We start from the raw sequence: 18223 nt of genomic DNA, 5'->3' as shown, positions 1-18223 counted from the left end.
TTTTCCATCGTCGGAGCGTCAGCGCCGGGGGGCAATAAGCTTTTGCTTCGACGATCACTAAACCGGCGTGCGCGAAATAACGCCTCACACTTCCTCTAGCGCAGTGAGTTTACCCATAACAATAAATTTCGCGCCATCATGCCAACGAGTACGGAGATAGCCCGTGAATGACAAGACATCGCACCCTTTAGCGGTTAAAACACCGCTTTCCAAACTTTACCTCGCTCTATTTTCCGCGCCGCTGTTGATGCTGGCGCCCGCCGATATCGCTCGCGCAGACGATGCTATTTTTGACGGCGACTCAAAAATTACCGAATCATTGGCCTACACCGGGGACGTTTACGTCGGCCGCAATCAAAGCGGCAACCTGCTGATCGAGAATGGCAAGATCAGCGCCTATAACATCAATATCGGCCGGATGTTCAACGGCCAAATTCATGACAGCCTGGTCACGGTTCGCGGGCCGAACGCTGAGCTGAACGCGGTGAACGATCAGTTCGTGCTGCGCGGCGGCCTGAATCTGGGGCGGGGCACCCTGCGGGTTGAAGACGGCGCGCTGGCCAGCGCGAAAGAGATCGTGGTCGGCACCACGCGCGGCTATGACAGCCACCTGATCGCCACCGGTGCCGGTTCCCGCGTCACCAGCAATTTTCTCAGCGTCGGCACCGACTTAGGGGCGCGATCCACGCTGGCGATTGAAGACGGCGCGGTGTTGAATACCGCCTTTGACGCGCGCATCGGTAATGGCAGCGGGCCGGGCGAGACCGATACGCTGAGCCCGAAGGCCACGGTCACGGGGGCCAATTCCCAGTGGAACGTCGGCCGTGCGCTCACGCTCAACGGCGATCTGGACGTGCTGAACGGCGCTGCGGTCAACGTCGGTAATATTCAGGTGGCGGGCGTCTCCGGCGCGCGTAAAACCGCCGAGCTGACGATCGCCGGCAACGGCTCACGGTTTACCAGCGGCAGCAGCGTCAACGTCGGCGATTACGGCAATGGCGTGTTGGCGGTCATGGACGGCGGGACATTCTCCGCCGGCGGCAACGAAGTGGTGCTGGGCGAGACCGGTTCCGGTTCTAACCGCGGCGCGCTGATTATCGGCAGCCGCGGCAACATGGATACCGGCACCGGGTTGACCGAGCCGACGCTCGGCGCGGCGGGCGCTGCAGGCACTATCGATGCCCAGACGGCGATCGCCCTGCGGGGCGGATTGTTCCGCAGCTATGTGTACTTTAACCATACCGACGGCAATTACGTCTTCAGCAACAAGATGAGCGGCGAAGGCGAGGTGATCAACACCGCTGGGCACACGACGCTGAACGGCGATCTCACTGGGCTGCAGGCCAACGTCACCGCGCGCGGCGGCAAACTCATCATCGCCAGCGATATCAATACCCAGAAAGAAGACGACATTTTCGAGATCCAAACCCTCAGCGCCGAAAACGGCGGCACGCTGATCCTCAACGCGACGGCGGGTTCCGACGTCAATAACGGGCAGGGCTACAGCAGCGCCGCGTCGATCAAGGCCGGCGGCACGCTGGGCGGCAACGGCACGCTGGGCCAGACCGAGATCCAGTCCGGCGGCCATATTTCGCCCGGCGACGGCAATATCGGCACGCTGACGCTGAAACGCTACCTGAACTTTATCGGCGAATCCTTCTATGACGTCGATATCGCCGGTGACGGCCGCAGTGACCAACTGCTGGTGGCGGGCAAAACCACCATCAGCGATCGGGCCAAGGTGCAGGTCACGGCGCTGGATCCGCAAACCAGCTATAAAACCGGCCAAAGCTACCGCATTTTGACCTCGGACGGCGGCATTGACGGCCAATTCGCGGCGGCGGTCTCCAAGTCTGCCTTCCTCGATGTGGCGTTGAACCACAGCGCCAACGCCGTGGATCTCACCATCGCGCAGAAAGACACGGGCGGTGAAAATCCAGGGGGCGAGAATCCGGGTGGGGAAAATCCAGGCGGTGAGAATCCAGGCGGTGAGAATCCAGGGGGTGAGAATCCAGGGGGCGAGAATCCGGGCGGTGAAAACCCAGGTGGTGAAAATCCGGGGGGCGAGAATCCGGGTGGGGAAAACCCAGGCGGTGAAAATCCGGGGGGCGAGAACCCAGGCAGCGGCAAGCCGGGCATTTTCCAAACGGTGGCCGAGAGCGGCAACCAGTGGAATACCGCCGGTGCGCTCTCGACGTTGGTGCAGAACGGCCCTTCGCTGGCGCTGTACAACTCGCTGCTGCTGCTGAGCGCGCCGGAAGCGCGCGAGGCGTTCAATCAGCTGTCCGGCGAAGTCTATCCGTCGATGCAGTCTAACCTGATCGCCGGCAGCACCCAGCTGTTCAACGTGCTGAACCAGCGCATGCTGCGCCTGTTCGACAACGATAGCCTGCCGATACCACCGCTGGCGATGTCGCTGGTGCAACCGGCGCAGGCGCAAAACAGCGGCGTCTGGGGGCAGACCTTCAGTTCCTGGGGCAGAAACAGCGGCAATGGTAACGTGGGCAAGCTGGATGGCAACACCACCGGCTTCCTGTTGGGGGCGGATCGCAAGCTGGCGGACCATAACGTGCGCATCGGCGGCTACTTCGGTTACAGCCGCGGCGACTACGACGTCGACAGCCGCCGTTCCAAGGCTGATACCGACAACTACCACCTCGGCCTGTATGCGGCGGGGCAGCAGGATGCGTTCTCGCTGCGCGGCGCGCTGGGTTACACCTGGCACAAGATCGAAGGCAAGCGCAACGTCGATTTCAGCGGCTTCTCGGATCGGCTGAAGTCGGATTATGACGCGAACTCGCTGCTGGCGTTCACCGAAGCGGGTTACCGTTTCGGCCAGCCGGAGATGAACGTCGAACCGTTCATTAACTTGAGCTACATCCGCCTGCATACCGACAGCTTCCAGGAGTCGGGTGGCGCGGCGGCGCTGAGCGTGCGCAATGAAACGATGAACACCTTCTACTCCACGCTCGGGGTGCGCGGCGTGACCGAGCTGCCGAAGAACGTCAGCCTCTATGGCTCGCTCGGTTGGCAGCATGCCTACGGCGATAAGAACACCTCATCGCGCATGGCGTTTGCCGGCAGTGACGCGTTCGTCACTCAGGGCCAGGCCGTGGATGACAACGTGATGGTGGGCGATATCGGCGTGAGCGTGAAACTGTCGCGTGCCGCGACGCTGGATGTCGGCTATCAGGGGCAATTCGGCGCCGATACCCGCGTTAATTCGGTCAACGCCAACCTGCGCTGGTCGTTCTGATTTTTCCTCTAGACTTCTCTGGTACTTGCAGGCCCGCTTGATGCGGGCCTTTTTTATGGTGAGGGCTCAGTGGCGGCCTGTGGCTGACTTTTATGATGAAAAAAACCGCGCAACGGCGCAATGCCGCTCACTTAAGCCTGAGTGGCATTTTTTTATCCAGCCTCTGGGCGTTCTGTGCAGGGGAATTGCCGTAAATGTCCCGCATTTCTCTGCGGCCAATATGAACGGCAATTGGAGGGGCCGATGGCGCGGCCCCTCCACCCGCGCCTTCGCTTAACACCATCTGTCCGCTACGCGGATACCCTCGCCGCGTCTGCGTTGTCGGGCGGGGCGGCTGCGACAAACGTCCCTGTTAGTCTCGCCTCAACCGGCCTTCCCTGGCCGGTTGCCCCTGACAACGCAGTCTTGCTCGGCAGCCGGTGATGCGCGCCCAAGGTCAACACCTGAGCTGGCTGCTACCGGGAAATCTGTCGCTTATGAGGTTGTGGTAGAGAAGTTGGAGATGAGCGCGGTGTTGGGCGCCCTTGAAGACGCCGAACGCAGGCATAGCGCATTAGGCGAAACCGCCATGGACGGCGGTTTCAGGTGAGACAGGCAGGGACGCCTGTCGCAACCGGCCTCAATGCGGTATGGCGGAGGGAGGGGAGTTGGCAAAGCCAACCGTCTGATAGGGCAAAGGCGCGGGTTGCCAGGGGGCGCGCCTTCGGCCCCTGGCTCGGTCGAGGTGCGTGAGCCACATGGGGCATCTCACTTTTATCGACCGAAAATGTCACGAACGCCTGCAGAAAAACGCTAACTGATCAGCATTGCGCACAACGGCGGGCTTGGCGAGAAGCGCGAGCGGTGCTTAACGCCCTTTTTTCTTGCGCCCTGGCTGGGTAAAGCGCTTACGGCCGGCCGGCGCAGCGGCTTTGTCGGCGCTTTTGGGGCCGCCGGCGCCCGGTTTTTTCGCCGCGGCGGATTTGGCCGGGGCCTTCTTCGCCGGCTTGGCCTCGGACGAGGAGCCTTCAATCAGTTTGAACAGCTCGATCAGCTCGTCATCGGTCAGATCGCGCCATTCGCCCAGCGGCAAGCCTTTCAGGCTGACGTTCATGATGCGCGTGCGTTCCAGCTTGGTGACCTCGTAGCCGAAGTGTTCGCACATGCGGCGGATCTGGCGGTTCAGCCCCTGCACCAGCGTGATGCGGAACACGAACGGCGCCTCTTTCTTCACCTTGCACTTTTTGGTCACCGTACCCAGCATCGGCACGCCGGCGCCCATGCCGCGAATAAACTCGTCGGTCACCGGCTTGTTGACCGTCACCAGATACTCTTTCTCGTGATTGTTGCCGGCGCGCAGGATCTTGTTGACCAGGTCACCGTGGTTGGTCAGAAAGATCAGCCCCTGCGAATCCTTGTCCAAACGGCCGATCGGGAAGATGCGTTTGCTGTGGTTGACGAAGTCAGCGATGTTGTCGCGCTCGCCGTCTTCGGTGGTTGTGACGATGCCGACCGGCTTGTTCAGCGCGATCAGCACCAGATCTTCTTCATTACGCGGTTCGATCAGCTGACCGTTAACCTTCACGACATCCCCGGCAAATACCTGAGCGCCAACGGTGGCGCGCTTACCGTTGATGAAAACGTTGCCCTGTTCGATGTATCGATCGGCATCGCGGCGTGAGCAGATACCGCTCTCGCTAATGTATTTGTTCAGACGAATGGATGAGTTGGTCAGCATGAGATCTCCGTAAAACGCGGACTATACATTACCCGGATGACACTGCGAAGCGAATCATGCAGGGGGGCTGGATAAGGGTATCCTGACCGCGGCTACTACAAAGGTATTTGCAATATGTTTTTTTCGTTTAATTAATTATAGAAATTCGATGAGGATTTTTCTGCAAATTATTCAAGTTATAAATGGATTGTGCCAAATTAAACCATTTAAGCGGTCATGTATAGATTCATTTTAGAAAAGCATTAGGATATTGATAAATTCAAGGAGGGATAAATGAACGCATTAGCCGAGGAAGGGACGTTACGACGTATGACCATGGGGGAAATTAAATTGGCTCGCCATATATATGGAAGCTCAATTATATATGGTCGTGTATGGATACACTGTGATAGCTATTTCCCGTTTGGCTTACAAAACAGAAGTTATGCCATGGCACCTAATGGCGAGTTATGGTTACGGAGGGGACTCTATAAAGACGATTTTTCTGATAACACGGTTCTGATAGAAGAAAAACATCTTTTCATCCATGAGTTGGGGCATGTATGGCAGCATCAGCATGGACAATGGGTAAGAATGCGTGGGTTGTTTAGTTGGGCGGCTGAGTACAACTATCGCCTTGATAAGAATAAAATTACTGATTACTCGCTGGAGCAACAAGCTTCGATTTTTGCTGATTACTGGCTGCTGTTGGTTTATGGTATTGAAACGTGGCGTTATTATCAACGTCCTGGACGAGTGGGCAAGTACAGGGGAACCGATAGTTTGCGTGACATTTATGCACTTTATCGAAAAATTATTAAGGGATGAGGGGAGCATGAAAAAATATTTGGTTCTATTCACGGCCTGCCTCCTGGTCGGCTGTCCGGGGCCTGGCGATAAGCTGACTCCACGCTTCCCCGCCGTCGTCACTGCCAAAGATAACCATGTCTGCATTCTTTCTTCTATGAAGGCGGGGGATAATATTCGCTTCGTTCAGATTTATAGCGAATCAGGCGATAAGCTCATTAAAGCTATCGATAATGACATTTTCTTCGTTGAGCCGGGGAGGTGCATGCCGGTATTCGACTATGCTTTTCGGCCAGGGAAGCGTTATTCCGTCGCCTACGATATACAGACACCCGAAGGTTCGCATTTGATTACCGCCGCATTCATGGTTGTCTCCGACGAACGGGGCAACCTGAGGGTTAACCATTAACACATGTTCTTAGGTTTAGTTTGTTGGACTGCGTTAGGTTGTAGAATGAAAGGCTATGAAAAAACTTGCCCTGTTGCTCGCTAACACATTGGCTGTTGTTGGGCTGGCTGTGCTGACAATAAAGCTTTTTCCTGTACCCAGGCTCAAACCGCTTGGCTGATTGACGCCAGCGAGTTTTTCCATTTTAACGATACGGAATGGTTTGGTGCGCTCATTTTTGGCGCGGTTTATCTGCTGGCCGGGTGTCTGGAATGGCTCTTTATCCGCCAGGTTTTTCAGCGGGTGAGCTGCGGGCACCGCCACTAACTCTCATCACCGTTCCTCCACCTTCACCACCCGGGTATTCAGCGGGGTGAGCGTCTGCCCGGCGCTGCCGATCGGCGTCAGGCGCGGGACGGGGCGGCCGCTGTCGCTTTCCACCAGCGTTGAGTGCGCTTCTCCCTCGGCGAACAGATGATCTTCCCCCCACTGGCGCAGGCCGACGATCACCGGAAACAGCGCGCGGCCTTTCTCGGTCAGTACATATTCCTGATAGGCGCTGCCGTCTGCGGCGGGCACGATCTCCAGCACGCCGTGCGTCACCAGCGCGCGCAGCCGGGTGGCAAGGATATTCTTCGCCATCCCCAGCCCTTTTTGAAATTCGCTGAAGCGGGTGACGCCGTCGAAGGCGTCGCGCACGATCAGCAGCGACCACCAGTCGCCAATCACATCCAGCGTGCGCGCCACCGGGCACGGCGCGTCTTCCAGACTTTTACGTTTCACGACGGTTATCTCCAGCTGCATATTCTGGTTGCATTATAAAACCTCCACGCCTAAAGTTCATTGGGTTTAATAATGAAACCAGACTGAGGTGTGCAATGAGCGACAAACTGCTGGGTCCCTCCTGTGCGGTGCTGGGGCGCCTGCCGGCCCCCTTGGTGCTGCTGTTGGCCGCCGCCAGCGCCTTCAGCGTGGCCAACGTTTACTATGCGCAGCCGCTGCTGGACGCTATCGCCCATGATTTTTCCATCAGCCTGGCGGCGGTCGGCATGGTGATCAGCGTGACTCAGTTGGGCTGTGCGCTGGCGCTGCTGTTGGTGGTGCCGTTGGGGGATCGGCTGAACCGGCATCGGTTGCTGGCGGGGCAACAGCTGGGGCTGATCGGCGCGCTGCTATTGGTGGGCTGGGCGCACAGCGCGCCCTGGCTGCTGGCGGGAATGTTGCTGGTAGGCTTATTGGGCACCGCCATGACGCAGGGGCTGATCGCTTACGCCGCAGCCCTGGCGGCGCCGCAGGAGCGCGGGCGGGTGGTTGGTGCGGCGCAGGGCGGAGTGGTGCTGGGATTGCTGCTGGCGCGCACCCTGTCCGGCGCGCTGGCGGACGTCGGCGGCTGGCGCACGGTGTATTTCTTCTCTGCCGGGGTGACGCTGGTATTGCTGCCGATCTTGTCGCGCCTGCTGCCTGCGCCGCGCACCGCTCCCAGTACGCTGAGCTATCCCGCGCTGCTGCGTTCGATGCTGAGCCTGTTGCTGCATGACCGCACGCTGCAAATTCGCGGCATGTTGGCGCTGCTGATGTTCGGCGCTTTCAGCCTCTTTTGGAGTTCGCTGGTGTTGCCGCTGAGCCAGGCACCGTTCAACTTCACCCATGCCGCGGTGGGGGCGTTCGGCCTGGTCGGCGCGGTGGGCGCACTGGCGGCGGTGCGCGCCGGGCATCTGGCGGATCGCGGGCTGGGGCAGGCGGCCAGCGGCGTGTGTCTGCTGCTGTTGACGCTGGCCTGGCTGCCGCTCGGTTTGCTCGGCAGCGGCCTGGTTTGGCTGGTGGCGGGCATCGTATTGCTGGATCTGGCGGGCCAGGCGATCCACGTGCTGAACCAGAGCATGATCTTCAGCGCGCACCCGCAGTCGCACAGCAGGCTGGTGGGCTGCTACATGCTGTTTTACGCCGTCGGCAGCGGGCTGGGTGCCTTTGCCGGCACCCATATGTACGCCTGGGCGGGCTGGAGCGGCGTCTGCTGGCTGGGGGCAGGCGTGAGCCTGAGCGCGCTGCTGTTTTGGCGGCTGACGCTGCGCGGGATGCCGCCCTCATCGACGGCGGTGGAGCAGTGAAAGCTGGAAGCCCAGCGCACCGCACAACTGCTGAGGCGCGGTGAAGCCGCTTTCCGCCAGGAGGAGACGGCTGCGCGCCGCCGCCATCGGGTGCCAGTTGCGGCGGGTGCGTTCGATCACCTCCTGCGCCTGCGCCGCCGAGTGCCCGGCGCTTTGCAGCCAATGTTGGTAGTGGCTGACGGGCAGACCCTCCGGCTGATAGTCGAACAGCAGCAGCGGTGCGGTGGGGGAGAGGCGCTGCGCCAGCTGCTGCAGAAAATCCAGTTTGGCGCCATCGTCGGCGATAAAGTGCAGCACCAATGAGCACACCGCCGCGTCGTGGCGGGTTTGCGGCGCTTGTTGCAGCAAGGTGGGCTGGAAGCTCACCCGTTGTGCGTAACCCGCGGCTTCGGCCTTGGCGCGCGCGGCCGCCAGCATGCCGGCGGAGGGTTCCACGGCGCTGAAACGCCAGCTGGCGTTGGCGGCGGCCAGCGCCTCCAGTTCACTGCCGGTGCCGCAGCCGGCCAGCAACAGCGTGGCGTCATTCGGCAGCGTCTGTGCGAGCGTCGCCGTCAGCAGCGCCTGGGCAAACTGATAGCCGGGCACCAGGGTCAGAATACGGCGATCGTAGTCCGCCGCTGCGGCATCGGGGAAGCGTGTATCCGTTTGGTGTTGCATAACCTTCCTTGCCAAGTTCATTGAGAGAGACAAGGAAGGTTATGCTTAAATGATAATGAAATCCATTATCATTAATGAGTTCTGTGACGGGAAAGGCGGCGTTAGCGGGCCGGCGAATGCATCAGGTAATAATCTTCTTCGCCGTCGTTGCCGGTAGAGATGATGCGCCAGCCGTGTTTGCGGTAGAACGCCAGCGCCTTTTCATTCTTCACCAGGCATTTCAGCGAGCCGGTGGCGGTGAAGGTAGCTTCCGCCGCCTGCAGCAGCGCACTGCCGACGCCGCGCGGCGGCTGATGGGGATCGACATACAGGTTATGAATGAAGTTGTCTTCGCGGTAGACGGAGACGAATCCCAGCAGCACGCCGCCGTCTTCCGCCACCCAAATCGCTTCGCCCAGCGTCGCGCCGTCGAAATCTTCCAACTGATAGTTTGAGGTATCGCGCCAGCCGAACGCCGCCTTGCGCGACGCCAGGTACAGCGTGCGCAGGAAGGGGCGATCGGTCTCTTGGTAGGGTCTTATCTGCATGGCATCTCCCGGTGGTTTGTGCTCACTATAGCGCATTGCGCGGCGTATGCCTGCCGAGCCAATTTATTCGCTTGTTTGTCCGCGCCGCCGCTGGCATGATCCCCTGCAGGGATTAACGCAACGTTGATCACAACCTATTGATTTTCATGACTCGGGGTGCCCTTCTACGTGAAGGCTGAGAAATACCCGTATTACCTGATCTGGATAATGCCAGCGTAGGGAAGTCACGGCCGCCCAGCCGGCGCCGCCTTCTTGAACGCTGGTTGGGAGGAATATGATCGCTCGACCTGATGCACTACCCGGCGCGCGCGCCGCGGCCTGTCTGACCCAATTCCAACAGCGGCCTCCGCTGATCCACTGCCTGACCAACGAAGTGGTGCAATCGCTGACCGCCAACGTGCTATTGGCGCTCGGCGCCTCCCCGGCGATGGTGGTGGAGCCGCAAGAGGCGGCGCAGTTCAGCGCGCTGGCCGACGGCCTGCTGATCAACGTCGGTACCCTCAATGCGCTGCGCGCCGAATCGATGTGGGTGGCGGTGGCCGCCGCCAATCAGGCCGGCAAGCCCTGGACGCTGGATCCGGTGGCGGTCGGCGCGCTCTCCTACCGCACCGCCTTTGCTAAACAGCTGCTGGACGAGAAACCGGCGGCGATACGCGGCAACGCCTCGGAAATCATGGCGCTCAGCGGGTTGCTGGCCAGCGGCCGCGGCGTGGACAGCGGCGACGATTCGCTGGCGGCCTTGCCCGCCGCGCGTGAGCTGGCGCAGCGCAGCGGCGCGGTGGTGGCGGTCACCGGCGCGGTGGATTACGTCACCGACGGCCAACGCGATTGGGCGATCGAAGGCGGTTCCCCGCTGATGACGCGGGTGGTGGGCACCGGCTGCGCGCTGTCGGCGGTCGTGGCGGCGTTTTGCGCCCTGCCGGGCGATCGCCTGGACAACGTGGCGACCGCCTGCCGGGTGATGTCCCACTGCGGCGGTCTCGCGGCCAGACAGGCCGGCGGGCCGGGCAGCTTTACGCCGGCGTTCCTCGACGCCCTGTATCAACTGCGCGGGGAGGATCTGTGATGAAACGCATTAACGCGCTGACCATCGCCGGCACCGATCCCAGCGGCGGCGCCGGTATTCAGGCCGATTTGAAGGCCTTCTCGGCGCTCGGCGCCTACGGCACCTCGGTGATCACCGCGCTGGTGGCGCAGAATACCCGCGGCGTGCAGTCGGTGTATTACATCGATCCGGCGTTCGTCGCCGCGCAGTTGGACTCGGTGTTCAGCGACGTGCGCATCGACAGCGTCAAGATCGGCATGCTGGCCAACGCCGACATCGTGCAGGCGGTGGCCGAACGGCTGCGCCATTACCGGCCGGAGTTCGTGGTGCTGGACACCGTGATGCTGGCGAAAAGCGGCGATCCGTTGCTGGCACCGGAGGCGGTGGCGTCTATTCGGCGCGAGCTGTTGCCGCTGGTGTCGATCATTACGCCGAACCTGCCGGAAGCGGCGGCGCTGCTGGCGTGCGCGCCGGCGGAAGATGAAGCGCAGATGCGCGAGCAGGGGCGGGCGCTGCTGGCGATGGGCTGCCGGGCGGTGCTGATGAAGGGCGGCCACCTGAGCGAGAGCGAGAGCCCGGACTGGCTGTTTACCGCTGAAGGCGAGCAGCGCTTTACCGCGCCGCGCGTCGCCACCCGCCATACCCACGGCACCGGTTGCACGCTCTCGGCCGCGCTGGCGGCGCTGCGCCCGCGCCATGCCGACTGGGCGGCTACGGTGGCCGCCGCCAAGGACTACCTGCAACAAGCGCTGCAACAGGCGGACACGCTGGAGGTGGGGCACGGCATCGGGCCGGTGCATCATTTCCACGCCTGGTGGTGAGTCAACTTTTTGCCGCAACCGTGGTCTGACTAGTTCAGGCCCGGTTTTATGGGCGAAACCTGATTTAACCTAGGGAGAAGGACTATGACGGGACACCAGGCGCTGCGTTGCGCCCTCTTCGGCGCACTGCTCAGCTTCAGCGCGGGCAGCTTTGCCCAGCAGATCGTCACCACGTCGGATTTGATTCAGCAGCCGGGGTATCAGGCCAGCTGGCAAAACATGGTGAAAGGCCAGGCGCGGATGCCGGGCTGGGCGCGCAAGGGCGTCGGCACCTCAACGCCGGCGCAGAATCTGAACTGGAAGGGCAAAGAGTATCTGGTCGGCAACCTGTGCAAGCCGCACGACTGCGGCAACAACTTTTTGATCGTGGCGTTCAGCGCGGACAAATCCCAGGCCTGGGGCGTGCGGGTGGCAGTGGAAGATCGGCCGGAAGCCGTCGATCATCCGAAGAAGTATGCCAAGTACCAGTGGCTCGGCAAGCCGAATGACGACATGAAGGCGCTGCTGAAGCAGCAGTTCGAGAACAATCCTGATTGGAAATGATCAGACCGGGGGCGCCGGTGATGGCGCCCCCGGCGTTGATCAGCCGATGCCGGCCTGATGCAGATCGTGCAGGTTGAGCGCCCCCACCAGCACGCCGTCCATATCGACCACCGGGGCCGCGCTGATGTGCTGTTCGTGCAGCGCTTCCAGCGCCTCGCCGGCGCGCCACTGCTCCGGCAGCCGATAGCCGGGGCGGGTGATCGCCGGGCTGAGCGGATCCTGCAGGCTGTTGCCCTTCACCAGCCAGCGGCGCAGGTCGCCGTCGGTAAACACGCCCACCACCCGCTGCTGCGCGTCGCAGACCGCCACTAACCCGAGCCCGGTGCGGCTCAGCTCCAGCATCGCTTCCATCACGTTGGCGCTTTCGCTCACGCGCGGCAGGCGATCGCCGGTGCGCATCAGGTGATGCACGCGGTTCAACAGGCGCGCCCCCAGGCTGCCGCCCGGGTGCGAGCGGGCGAAATCTTCCGCGTTGAAACCGCGCTGGCGCATCAGCGCCATTGCCAGAGCATCGCCCATCATCAGCGTGTTGACCGCGCTGGAGGTCGGCGCCAGCCCCATCGGGCAGGCTTCGCGCTCGACGCCGATATCCAACACGCAGGCCGCGGCCTGCGCCAGCGGCGACTCTTTGCCGCCGGTGATGGCGATCACCGGAATGCCGTTCTCCGCCAGCAGCGGCAGGATCAGATCCAGCTCTTTGGCGCGGCCGGAGTAGGAGATAAACACCACCACGTCGTCGGCGCCGATCATGCCGAGATCGCCGTGCAGCGCTTCCGCCGGGTGCACGAAGAACGACGGCGTGCCGGTGCTGGCCAGCGAGGCGGCGATTTTCTTGCCGATGTGGCCGGATTTGCCGATGCCGGAAATCACCGCTTTGCCACGGCAGTTCAGCAGCAGTTCGCAGGCGCAGACGAAGTTGTCGTCCAGGCGCGCCAGCAGGCGTTGCGCTTCGGTCAGCTCGATCTCCAGCGTTTCGCGGGCGAAGGCGAGCAGGGCGTTGGCGTTACTCATCGGGGTCTCCTACCAGAAGGATATTGATGCCTTTCGCCTGCAGGGCGGCGAGGTAATCGGGGTTGATGTCTCGGTCGGTGATCAGCGTGTCGACGGCGCTGAGTTCGCACACCACGTTCGGGCTCTTGCGGCCGAATTTCGAGGAGTCTACCAACAGAATAATGCGGCCGGCGGCTTCGCACATCGCTTTGCTGACGTTGTGCACTTCGTTGAAGGTGGTGACGCCGGCGTTGAGATCGACGCCGTCCGCGCCGATAAACAGTTTGTCGAAGCTGAACTGCTGAAACGCCGATTCGGCCAGGCTGCCGTGGAACGAGGCCGATTTTTTGCGGTAGGTGCCGCCGGGCATCAGGATGGTCTGATCGTTGTCCAGCTCCACCAGCGCGTTGACGATGGTCAGGCTGTTGGTCATCACCGTGATGTTATTGAACTGCGCCAGGTGCGGCACCATCTGCAGCACCGTGCTGCCGGCATCGAAGATCAGCGAGTCGCCGTCGGCGATCAGCGCCACGGCGGCGCTGGCAATGTGGCGCTTTTTCTCGGTATTGATATGGGTTTTGCGGTCGATCGGCTGATCGCCGTCGTCGCGGCTGAGCACCACGCCGCCGTAGGTGCGGATCACCTCGCCTTCTTCTTCCAGCAGGGTGAGATCCTTGCGGATGGTGGTGCCGGTGGTGGAGAAATGCTCGGCCAGGGCGTCCACTGCCGTTTTGCCATGTCGCTGCAGATATTCAAGGATAGCGGCCTGCCGCTGCTTTGGTTTCATCGCGATTCCCGTTCACAAGAGTTGGGCATTTCCCCTCGCTGAATAATTCACTATGAAAGGTAATGTCTTTTAATGTGAAAATATCACGATTTGGGTTTAATCGCTAACGATAGTGCAGACTGGCATGCGCGATCCTCGGGGAAGATCACATCCGGGCGCAAATCCCACTGATGCAAACCGTGCAATCGAGGCAGCGGGCGGGGCCGGGCGAAAACGGTCAGGCCGCGCAGCAACAGGCTGCCGCATACCCGCCGATCGGCGTCGAAGGCCAGCGCCAGCACCACTCGCGGGCGGAAGCGGCCGCCGGAACGGCCGACGCCGACGGTGCCCAGCCGGCACAGGCCGTCGAAGGCGCGGTTGAAGAGTTGCAGTTGCCACCAGCCGAAGGCGATTTGCAGCAGCCAGGCCAGCAGCGCGAAGGCGATCAGAGCTTGAGTCATGGGGTTCTCCTTAGGCCCCCTTCCGCGGAAGGGGGCGTCGATGGCGTCAGAACATCACCTGGCCGCCGGTGATGTTGATCGATTGGCCGGTGCAGTAAGAGGCCTTGTCGCTGGCGTAGAACAGCAGAGTGTTCAGCACGTCCTGGTAGTCGCAGCCGCGCTTCAGCGGCACTTTGTCGATGTAGTACTGCTCCACCTGGTCCGGCGCGATGCCCAGTTTTTGCGCGTACTGCGGCAGCAGCGACTGGAACATCGGCGACTTCAGCAGGTTGCCGAGCATCAGCGAATGCACGGTAATGCCGTATTCCGCCAGATCGAGCGCCAGCGACTGCGTCAGCCCCACGCCGCCGAACTTGGCGGCGCTGTAGCCGGAGTTGTGCTTGCTGCCGACCTTGCCGGACTTGGAGTTGATCTGAATGATGCGCCCGGCGATGCCGTCGCGGATCATCAGGCGCGAGAACTCGCGGGCGCAGAGGAAATAACCCACTAGGTTCACCTGCAGCGAGCGATCGAAGTCGCCCAGCGGGAAATCGGTGATCGGCGCCGCCTTGGCGATGCCGGCGCTGTACACCAGCAGGTTGGCCTGGCCGAACGCCCGGTCAACCGCCGCCGCCAGCGCGATTACGCTCTGCTCGTCGGTGGCGTCGGCCTGAAAACCGCAGGCGCCGCCTGCGCCAAACGCTTCGTTGATCTGCTGTGCCACCAGATTGGCGTTGTCGGCGTTCAGATCGGCCACCGCCACCCGATAACCGGCCTGCGCCAGCCCGTGGGACAAAAAGGCGCCTAACGTTTGGCCGCCGCCAATCACTACAGCTACTTCAGACATGGTCTACTCCTTATGCGATAAATGACAGCGTGCTGCCCAACGGGATATCGGTCGGCGTCGGGCCGGATACGTGGATCGAGCCGGGGAATTCGGCTTCGGCTTCGCCGTCGAAGCGCACGGTGATGTGGCCCAGTTCGCGCAGGTTCTGCGTGGCAACGCTGCCAACGGCGGTGATGGCGTAGCGCTGCTGCGCCAGCTCCATCACGCCGCCGACCTGCAGCTCACCGGCGGTCGCACCGTGGCGGTGGATGAAGCAGAACTCTTCGATATCCGCCGGCGCGCCTTCACGGAAGGTGATCAGCATGTTGTCCAGCAACGCGTCGCGGGCGCAGCCACCGATCTGCGTGATGGTGGTGTGAAAAATGGTGTGCATAAACGTCTCCCTGAAAATCAGCTTATTGATAAATGAAGGCCGAGGCGGCCCAGGCGATCAACACCGTCGGCGCGCCGGTCAGGAAGCGGCCGACCAGCACCGAGGGCACGCCGACCCGCACGGTATCCTGCTTGGCTTCCGCCAGCGACAGGCCGACCGGAATGAAGTCGCAGGCGGCCTGCGCGTTGATGGCGAACAGCGCGGGCAGCGCCAGCTGCGGCGGAATATGGCCGAGGCCGATCTGCACCCCGACCAGCACGCCGATCACCTGGGCGATGACCGCGCCGGGGCCGAGGAACGGCGACAGCAGCGGGAATGAGCAGATCAGCGCCAGCGTCACCAGGCCGATCGGGCTGTTGGCGAGCGGCGTCAGGCCGTGAGCGATAAAGTCCCCGAGGCCGGAGGCCATGATGATGCCGATCAAGGCCGAGACGAACGCCATAAACGGCAGGATGGTCTTCAGCACGGTGTCGATGGTGTCGCGCCCGGCCTGGAAGAACACCGCCACCACCGATCCCATGCCCATGCCGACCTTCGCCAGCAGCCCGTCGCTTTGCTCGGTGATCTTCTTGCTGGTGTCGTAGTCGCGCGCCTTGGGCGGTGCTGCAACGGCGGCGGCGGGTTGGCTATCTGCCGCTTCGATTCGGCTGATGTTGTGGTCGCGCACGCCGGAGACATAGATGTCTTCGAGGATAAACTGCGCCAGCGGGCCGGACTGGCCGGTGGCGTGGATGTTGACCGTCGGAATGCGGCGTTTCGGGTACAGGCCGCAGCGCAGGGTGCCACCGCAGTCGATCACCGCCACGCCGATCTCTTCCGCCGGCGGCTCGCCCTCTTTGAAACCGTCGACGGCCGGCCAGCCGGTCAATTCGCTGAGGCGATCGACGATCGAAGGCCGGGTGCCGGCGGTGATGTACACCACTTTCTTGCCGGGCTCTATCGGCAGCTCCAGGGGGCCACCCCAGCCGCTGGCGCCTTTTTCAATACGGATATAAGCACTCATGCTGCACTCCACGAATTAAAGTTGCACCTGGCGATCCAGACGGATGCCCATCTTGCGTTCGAACAGGCTGGTGGTCAGATCGGTGACCCAGCCGCGGAAGAAGTTGGTGAACAGCCCCACCAGGAAATAGCTCACCGCCAGCGGGCCGAGCGGCAGGCCGAGGGTGGTCAGGCCGCTGGCGATGCCGAGGTAAACGAACAGCTCGCCGGGGTTGATGTGTGGGAACAGGCCGTTCATCGAGTGGCAGCTGTAGGAGGCCGCCGCGTAGTAGCTCGGCTTGTATTTCTCCGGCATGAAGCGCCCCAGGCTGAGGGTCATCGGATTGCAGAAGACAAAGGTGCCGATCAGCGGCAGCAGCAGATAACGCGAGACGGGGTTGCCCGCGCAGCGCTGCGCCAATCGTTCGATACGTTCCTGGCCAACAAATTTGATCAGCGCGTTCATGATAACCAACAGGCTGATCAACAAAGGTAAAATGCCGGTCACCATGCCGACAAACACTTCACCGCCTTTCTGAAACAGGCCGATAAACCACTCGGCGCCGTGGGTGATTAGCTCAATCATTATGTTCTCCTGTAATGGACTGATATGGCCTGGAGCGAACGGCGGCTCTGTCGCCATGGGCCTTACAGTAGTCACTTTGTTGGGCTATTTGTTTTAAATAGATCACATTTTGAAAGATAAATATTTTATTTTGAAAGTTTAAAGTGAAAGAAAAAGAAGGTCTGTGGCATGAGGGGGAGAAAGCGGGCACAAAAAAGCCCGGCTAGCCGGGCTTTGGGACAGGTGGTCCGTCACATCAGGCGATGGTGACCTTCTTGTCCAGGTAAGCGTCTTGCACGGCGTTGATCAGCGCCACGCCGTCTTTCATCGATTTCTTGAACGCCTTGCGCCCCAGGATCAGGCCCATGCCGCCGGCGCGTTTGTTGATCACCGCGGTGCGCACCGATTCCTGCAGGTCGTTCTCGCCGGCGGCGCCGCCGGAGTTGATCAGCCCGGCGCGGCCCATGTAGCAGTTGGCCAGCTGGTAGCGCACCAGATCGATCGGATGATCGGTGGTCAGCTTGGTGTAGACGCGATCGTCGGTATAGCCGAATTTCACCGCGCGGTAGCCGCCGTTGTTTTCCGCCATTTTCTGTTTGACGATGTCGGCGCCGATGGTGGCGGCGATGTGGTTGGCCTGGCCGGTCAGATCGGCGCTGGAGTGGTAGTCCACGCCATCCTTGTTGAACGCCGGATTGCGCAGATAGGCCCACAACACGGTGACCATGCCCAGCTCATGCGCGCGCTCGAAGGCGATCGAGATCTCTTCGATCTGGCGGCGCGACTGCTCGGAGCCGAAGTAAATGGTGGCACCGACCGCCACCGCGCCCATGTTGAACGCCTGCTCGACGCTGGCGTACAGGGTCTGGTCGTACTGGGTCGGGTAGCTCAGCGTTTCGTTGTGGTTGAGTTTGACCAGGAACGGGATCTTGTGCGCGTAGCGGCGCGATACCGACGCCAGCACGCCGTAAGTGGAGGCGACGCAGTTACAGCCGGCTTCAATCGCCAGCTCGACGATGTTCTTCGGATCGAAATACAGCGGGTTGGCGGCGAACGAGGCGGCGGCGGAGTGCTCGATGCCCTGATCGACCGGCAGGATCGACAGGTAGCCGGTGCCGGCCAGGCGGCCGTGGTTGAACAGGGTTTGCATCGAACGCAGCACGCTGTTGGGACGGTTGTTATCGATCATTACGCGGTCGACGAAGTCGGCGCCCGGCAGGTAGAGATTCTCGGCGGGGATAGTGGTACAGCGGTGTTGCAGCAGATCTTCCGCTTCCTTTCCTAGCAACTGCACAATATCAGTCATGATTCACTCCCGATTAAGCTTCTTCATACACCGGCAATGCAAGGGTTTTTGACCACCGGCGAAGTAAAAAAGCGGTGATTGAAGCTGTAAAGCGATACTACCGAACT

The 18223-nt window shown here is 61.4% G+C and carries 20 protein-coding genes and 1 riboswitch; of the genes, 7 read left to right on the top strand and 13 right to left on the bottom strand.

The window, feature by feature from the left end; genetic code table 11:
* Nucleotides 1–163 precede the first annotated feature (163 nt).
* Nucleotides 164–3256, top strand: coding sequence for an autotransporter domain-containing protein (locus EKL15_RS01610; protein ID WP_100396686.1), 3093 nt, complete (start codon nt 164–166; stop codon nt 3254–3256).
* A gap of 847 nt (nt 3257–4103) precedes the next feature.
* Here the strand turns inward: EKL15_RS01610 and rluF are convergent.
* Entirely contained in the window at nt 4104–4973 is an 870-nt protein-coding gene (gene rluF, locus EKL15_RS01605; RefSeq protein WP_084827267.1) for a 23S rRNA pseudouridine(2604) synthase RluF, read from the bottom strand.
* A gap of 273 nt (nt 4974–5246) precedes the next feature.
* Between rluF and EKL15_RS01600 the strand changes: the two genes are divergently transcribed.
* Both EKL15_RS01600 and EKL15_RS01595 read left to right on the top strand, forming a co-directional pair.
* On the top strand, nt 5247–5780 hold the full coding sequence (locus tag EKL15_RS01600; RefSeq protein ID WP_100396687.1) for a type IV secretion protein Rhs: 534 nt from the start codon (nt 5247–5249) through the stop codon (nt 5778–5780).
* Nucleotides 5781–5787: 7 nt separating this feature from the next.
* On the top strand, nt 5788–6168 hold the full coding sequence (locus EKL15_RS01595; protein WP_100396688.1) for a putative T6SS immunity periplasmic lipoprotein: 381 nt from the start codon (nt 5788–5790) through the stop codon (nt 6166–6168).
* A gap of 33 nt (nt 6169–6201) precedes the next feature.
* Here the strand turns inward: EKL15_RS01595 and EKL15_RS01590 are convergent, their stop codons facing one another.
* Both EKL15_RS01590 and EKL15_RS01585 read right to left on the bottom strand, forming a co-directional pair.
* Complete coding sequence (locus EKL15_RS01590) at nt 6202–6471, bottom strand: hypothetical protein (protein WP_127554714.1); 270 nt, start codon at nt 6469–6471, stop codon at nt 6202–6204.
* A 9-nt stretch (nt 6472–6480) separates the two neighbouring features.
* Nucleotides 6481–6930, bottom strand: coding sequence for a helix-turn-helix domain-containing protein (locus EKL15_RS01585; protein ID WP_033648951.1), 450 nt, complete (start codon nt 6928–6930; stop codon nt 6481–6483).
* Nucleotides 6931–7025: 95 nt separating this feature from the next.
* Here EKL15_RS01585 and EKL15_RS01580 point away from each other — a divergent pair, with 95 nt between their 5' ends.
* Nucleotides 7026–8255: an MFS transporter gene (locus EKL15_RS01580; protein WP_100396689.1), complete on the top strand. Its 1230-nt coding sequence runs from the start codon at nt 7026–7028 to the stop codon at nt 8253–8255.
* Here EKL15_RS01580 and EKL15_RS01575 read toward each other — a convergent pair.
* A complete protein-coding gene (locus EKL15_RS01575) occupies nt 8232–8912 on the bottom strand; it encodes a methyltransferase (RefSeq protein WP_100396730.1) in 681 nt (226 codons plus the stop codon). The genes EKL15_RS01580 and EKL15_RS01575 overlap by 24 nt on opposite strands.
* A 101-nt stretch (nt 8913–9013) precedes the next feature.
* Nucleotides 9014–9439: a GNAT family N-acetyltransferase gene (locus EKL15_RS01570; protein ID WP_060424902.1), complete on the bottom strand. Its 426-nt coding sequence runs from the start codon at nt 9437–9439 to the stop codon at nt 9014–9016.
* 142 nt (nt 9440–9581) lie between these two features.
* Nucleotides 9582–9678, top strand: a riboswitch (TPP riboswitch).
* 35 nt (nt 9679–9713) lie between these two features.
* Between EKL15_RS01570 and thiM the strand changes: the two genes are divergently transcribed.
* The 3 genes from thiM (at nt 9714) to EKL15_RS01555 (ending at nt 11848) form a co-directional block, all read left to right on the top strand.
* The gene (gene thiM, locus EKL15_RS01565; protein ID WP_100396690.1) at nt 9714–10505 is read left to right on the top strand and encodes a hydroxyethylthiazole kinase; all 792 of its coding nucleotides are present in this window, start codon (nt 9714–9716) and stop codon (nt 10503–10505) included.
* Entirely contained in the window at nt 10505–11305 is an 801-nt protein-coding gene (gene thiD / locus EKL15_RS01560; RefSeq protein WP_033648851.1) for a bifunctional hydroxymethylpyrimidine kinase/phosphomethylpyrimidine kinase, read from the top strand. Before thiM ends, thiD begins: the two co-directional genes overlap by 1 nt.
* An 84-nt stretch (nt 11306–11389) precedes the next feature.
* Nucleotides 11390–11848, top strand: a complete 459-nt coding sequence (locus EKL15_RS01555) for an inhibitor of vertebrate lysozyme family protein (RefSeq protein WP_084827272.1) — start codon at nt 11390–11392, stop codon at nt 11846–11848.
* A 39-nt stretch (nt 11849–11887) separates the two neighbouring features.
* On the opposite strand, the gene gutQ is transcribed toward EKL15_RS01555, so the two are convergent.
* The 8 genes from gutQ to fbaB all read right to left on the bottom strand — a co-directional run bounded on the left by gutQ (nt 11888) and on the right by fbaB (nt 18116).
* Entirely contained in the window at nt 11888–12859 is a 972-nt protein-coding gene (gene gutQ / locus EKL15_RS01550; protein ID WP_049270680.1) for an arabinose-5-phosphate isomerase GutQ, read from the bottom strand.
* A complete protein-coding gene (locus tag EKL15_RS01545; protein ID WP_033635559.1) occupies nt 12852–13625 on the bottom strand; it encodes a DNA-binding transcriptional repressor in 774 nt (257 codons plus the stop codon). The genes gutQ and EKL15_RS01545 overlap by 8 nt, the downstream gene beginning before the upstream one ends.
* A gap of 83 nt (nt 13626–13708) precedes the next feature.
* Nucleotides 13709–14065 (bottom strand): transcriptional regulator GutM, encoded by a 357-nt coding sequence (gene gutM / locus EKL15_RS01540; RefSeq protein ID WP_100396691.1) that lies wholly within the window; start codon nt 14063–14065, stop codon nt 13709–13711.
* 46 nt (nt 14066–14111) lie between these two features.
* Complete coding sequence (gene srlD, locus EKL15_RS01535; RefSeq protein WP_203088691.1) at nt 14112–14891, bottom strand: sorbitol-6-phosphate dehydrogenase; 780 nt, start codon at nt 14889–14891, stop codon at nt 14112–14114.
* A gap of 10 nt (nt 14892–14901) precedes the next feature.
* A complete protein-coding gene (gene srlB, locus EKL15_RS01530; protein ID WP_004941520.1) occupies nt 14902–15264 on the bottom strand; it encodes a PTS glucitol/sorbitol transporter subunit IIA in 363 nt (120 codons plus the stop codon).
* Between the two features lie 22 nt (nt 15265–15286).
* Nucleotides 15287–16267 (bottom strand): PTS glucitol/sorbitol transporter subunit IIB, encoded by a 981-nt coding sequence (locus tag EKL15_RS01525; protein ID WP_025303875.1) that lies wholly within the window; start codon nt 16265–16267, stop codon nt 15287–15289.
* A 15-nt stretch (nt 16268–16282) separates the two neighbouring features.
* A complete protein-coding gene (locus tag EKL15_RS01520) occupies nt 16283–16831 on the bottom strand; it encodes a PTS glucitol/sorbitol transporter subunit IIC (RefSeq protein ID WP_004941528.1) in 549 nt (182 codons plus the stop codon).
* A gap of 235 nt (nt 16832–17066) precedes the next feature.
* Complete coding sequence (gene fbaB / locus EKL15_RS01515; protein ID WP_033644067.1) at nt 17067–18116, bottom strand: class I fructose-bisphosphate aldolase; 1050 nt, start codon at nt 18114–18116, stop codon at nt 17067–17069.
* Between the last annotated feature and the right edge of the window lie 107 nt (nt 18117–18223).

Origin of the sequence: Serratia sp. 4542 (genome assembly GCF_016805595.1) — a bacterium.
GTDB lineage: Bacteria > Pseudomonadota > Gammaproteobacteria > Enterobacterales > Enterobacteriaceae > Serratia > Serratia nevei.
This window is presented reverse-complemented; position numbering and strand designations above follow the sequence as displayed.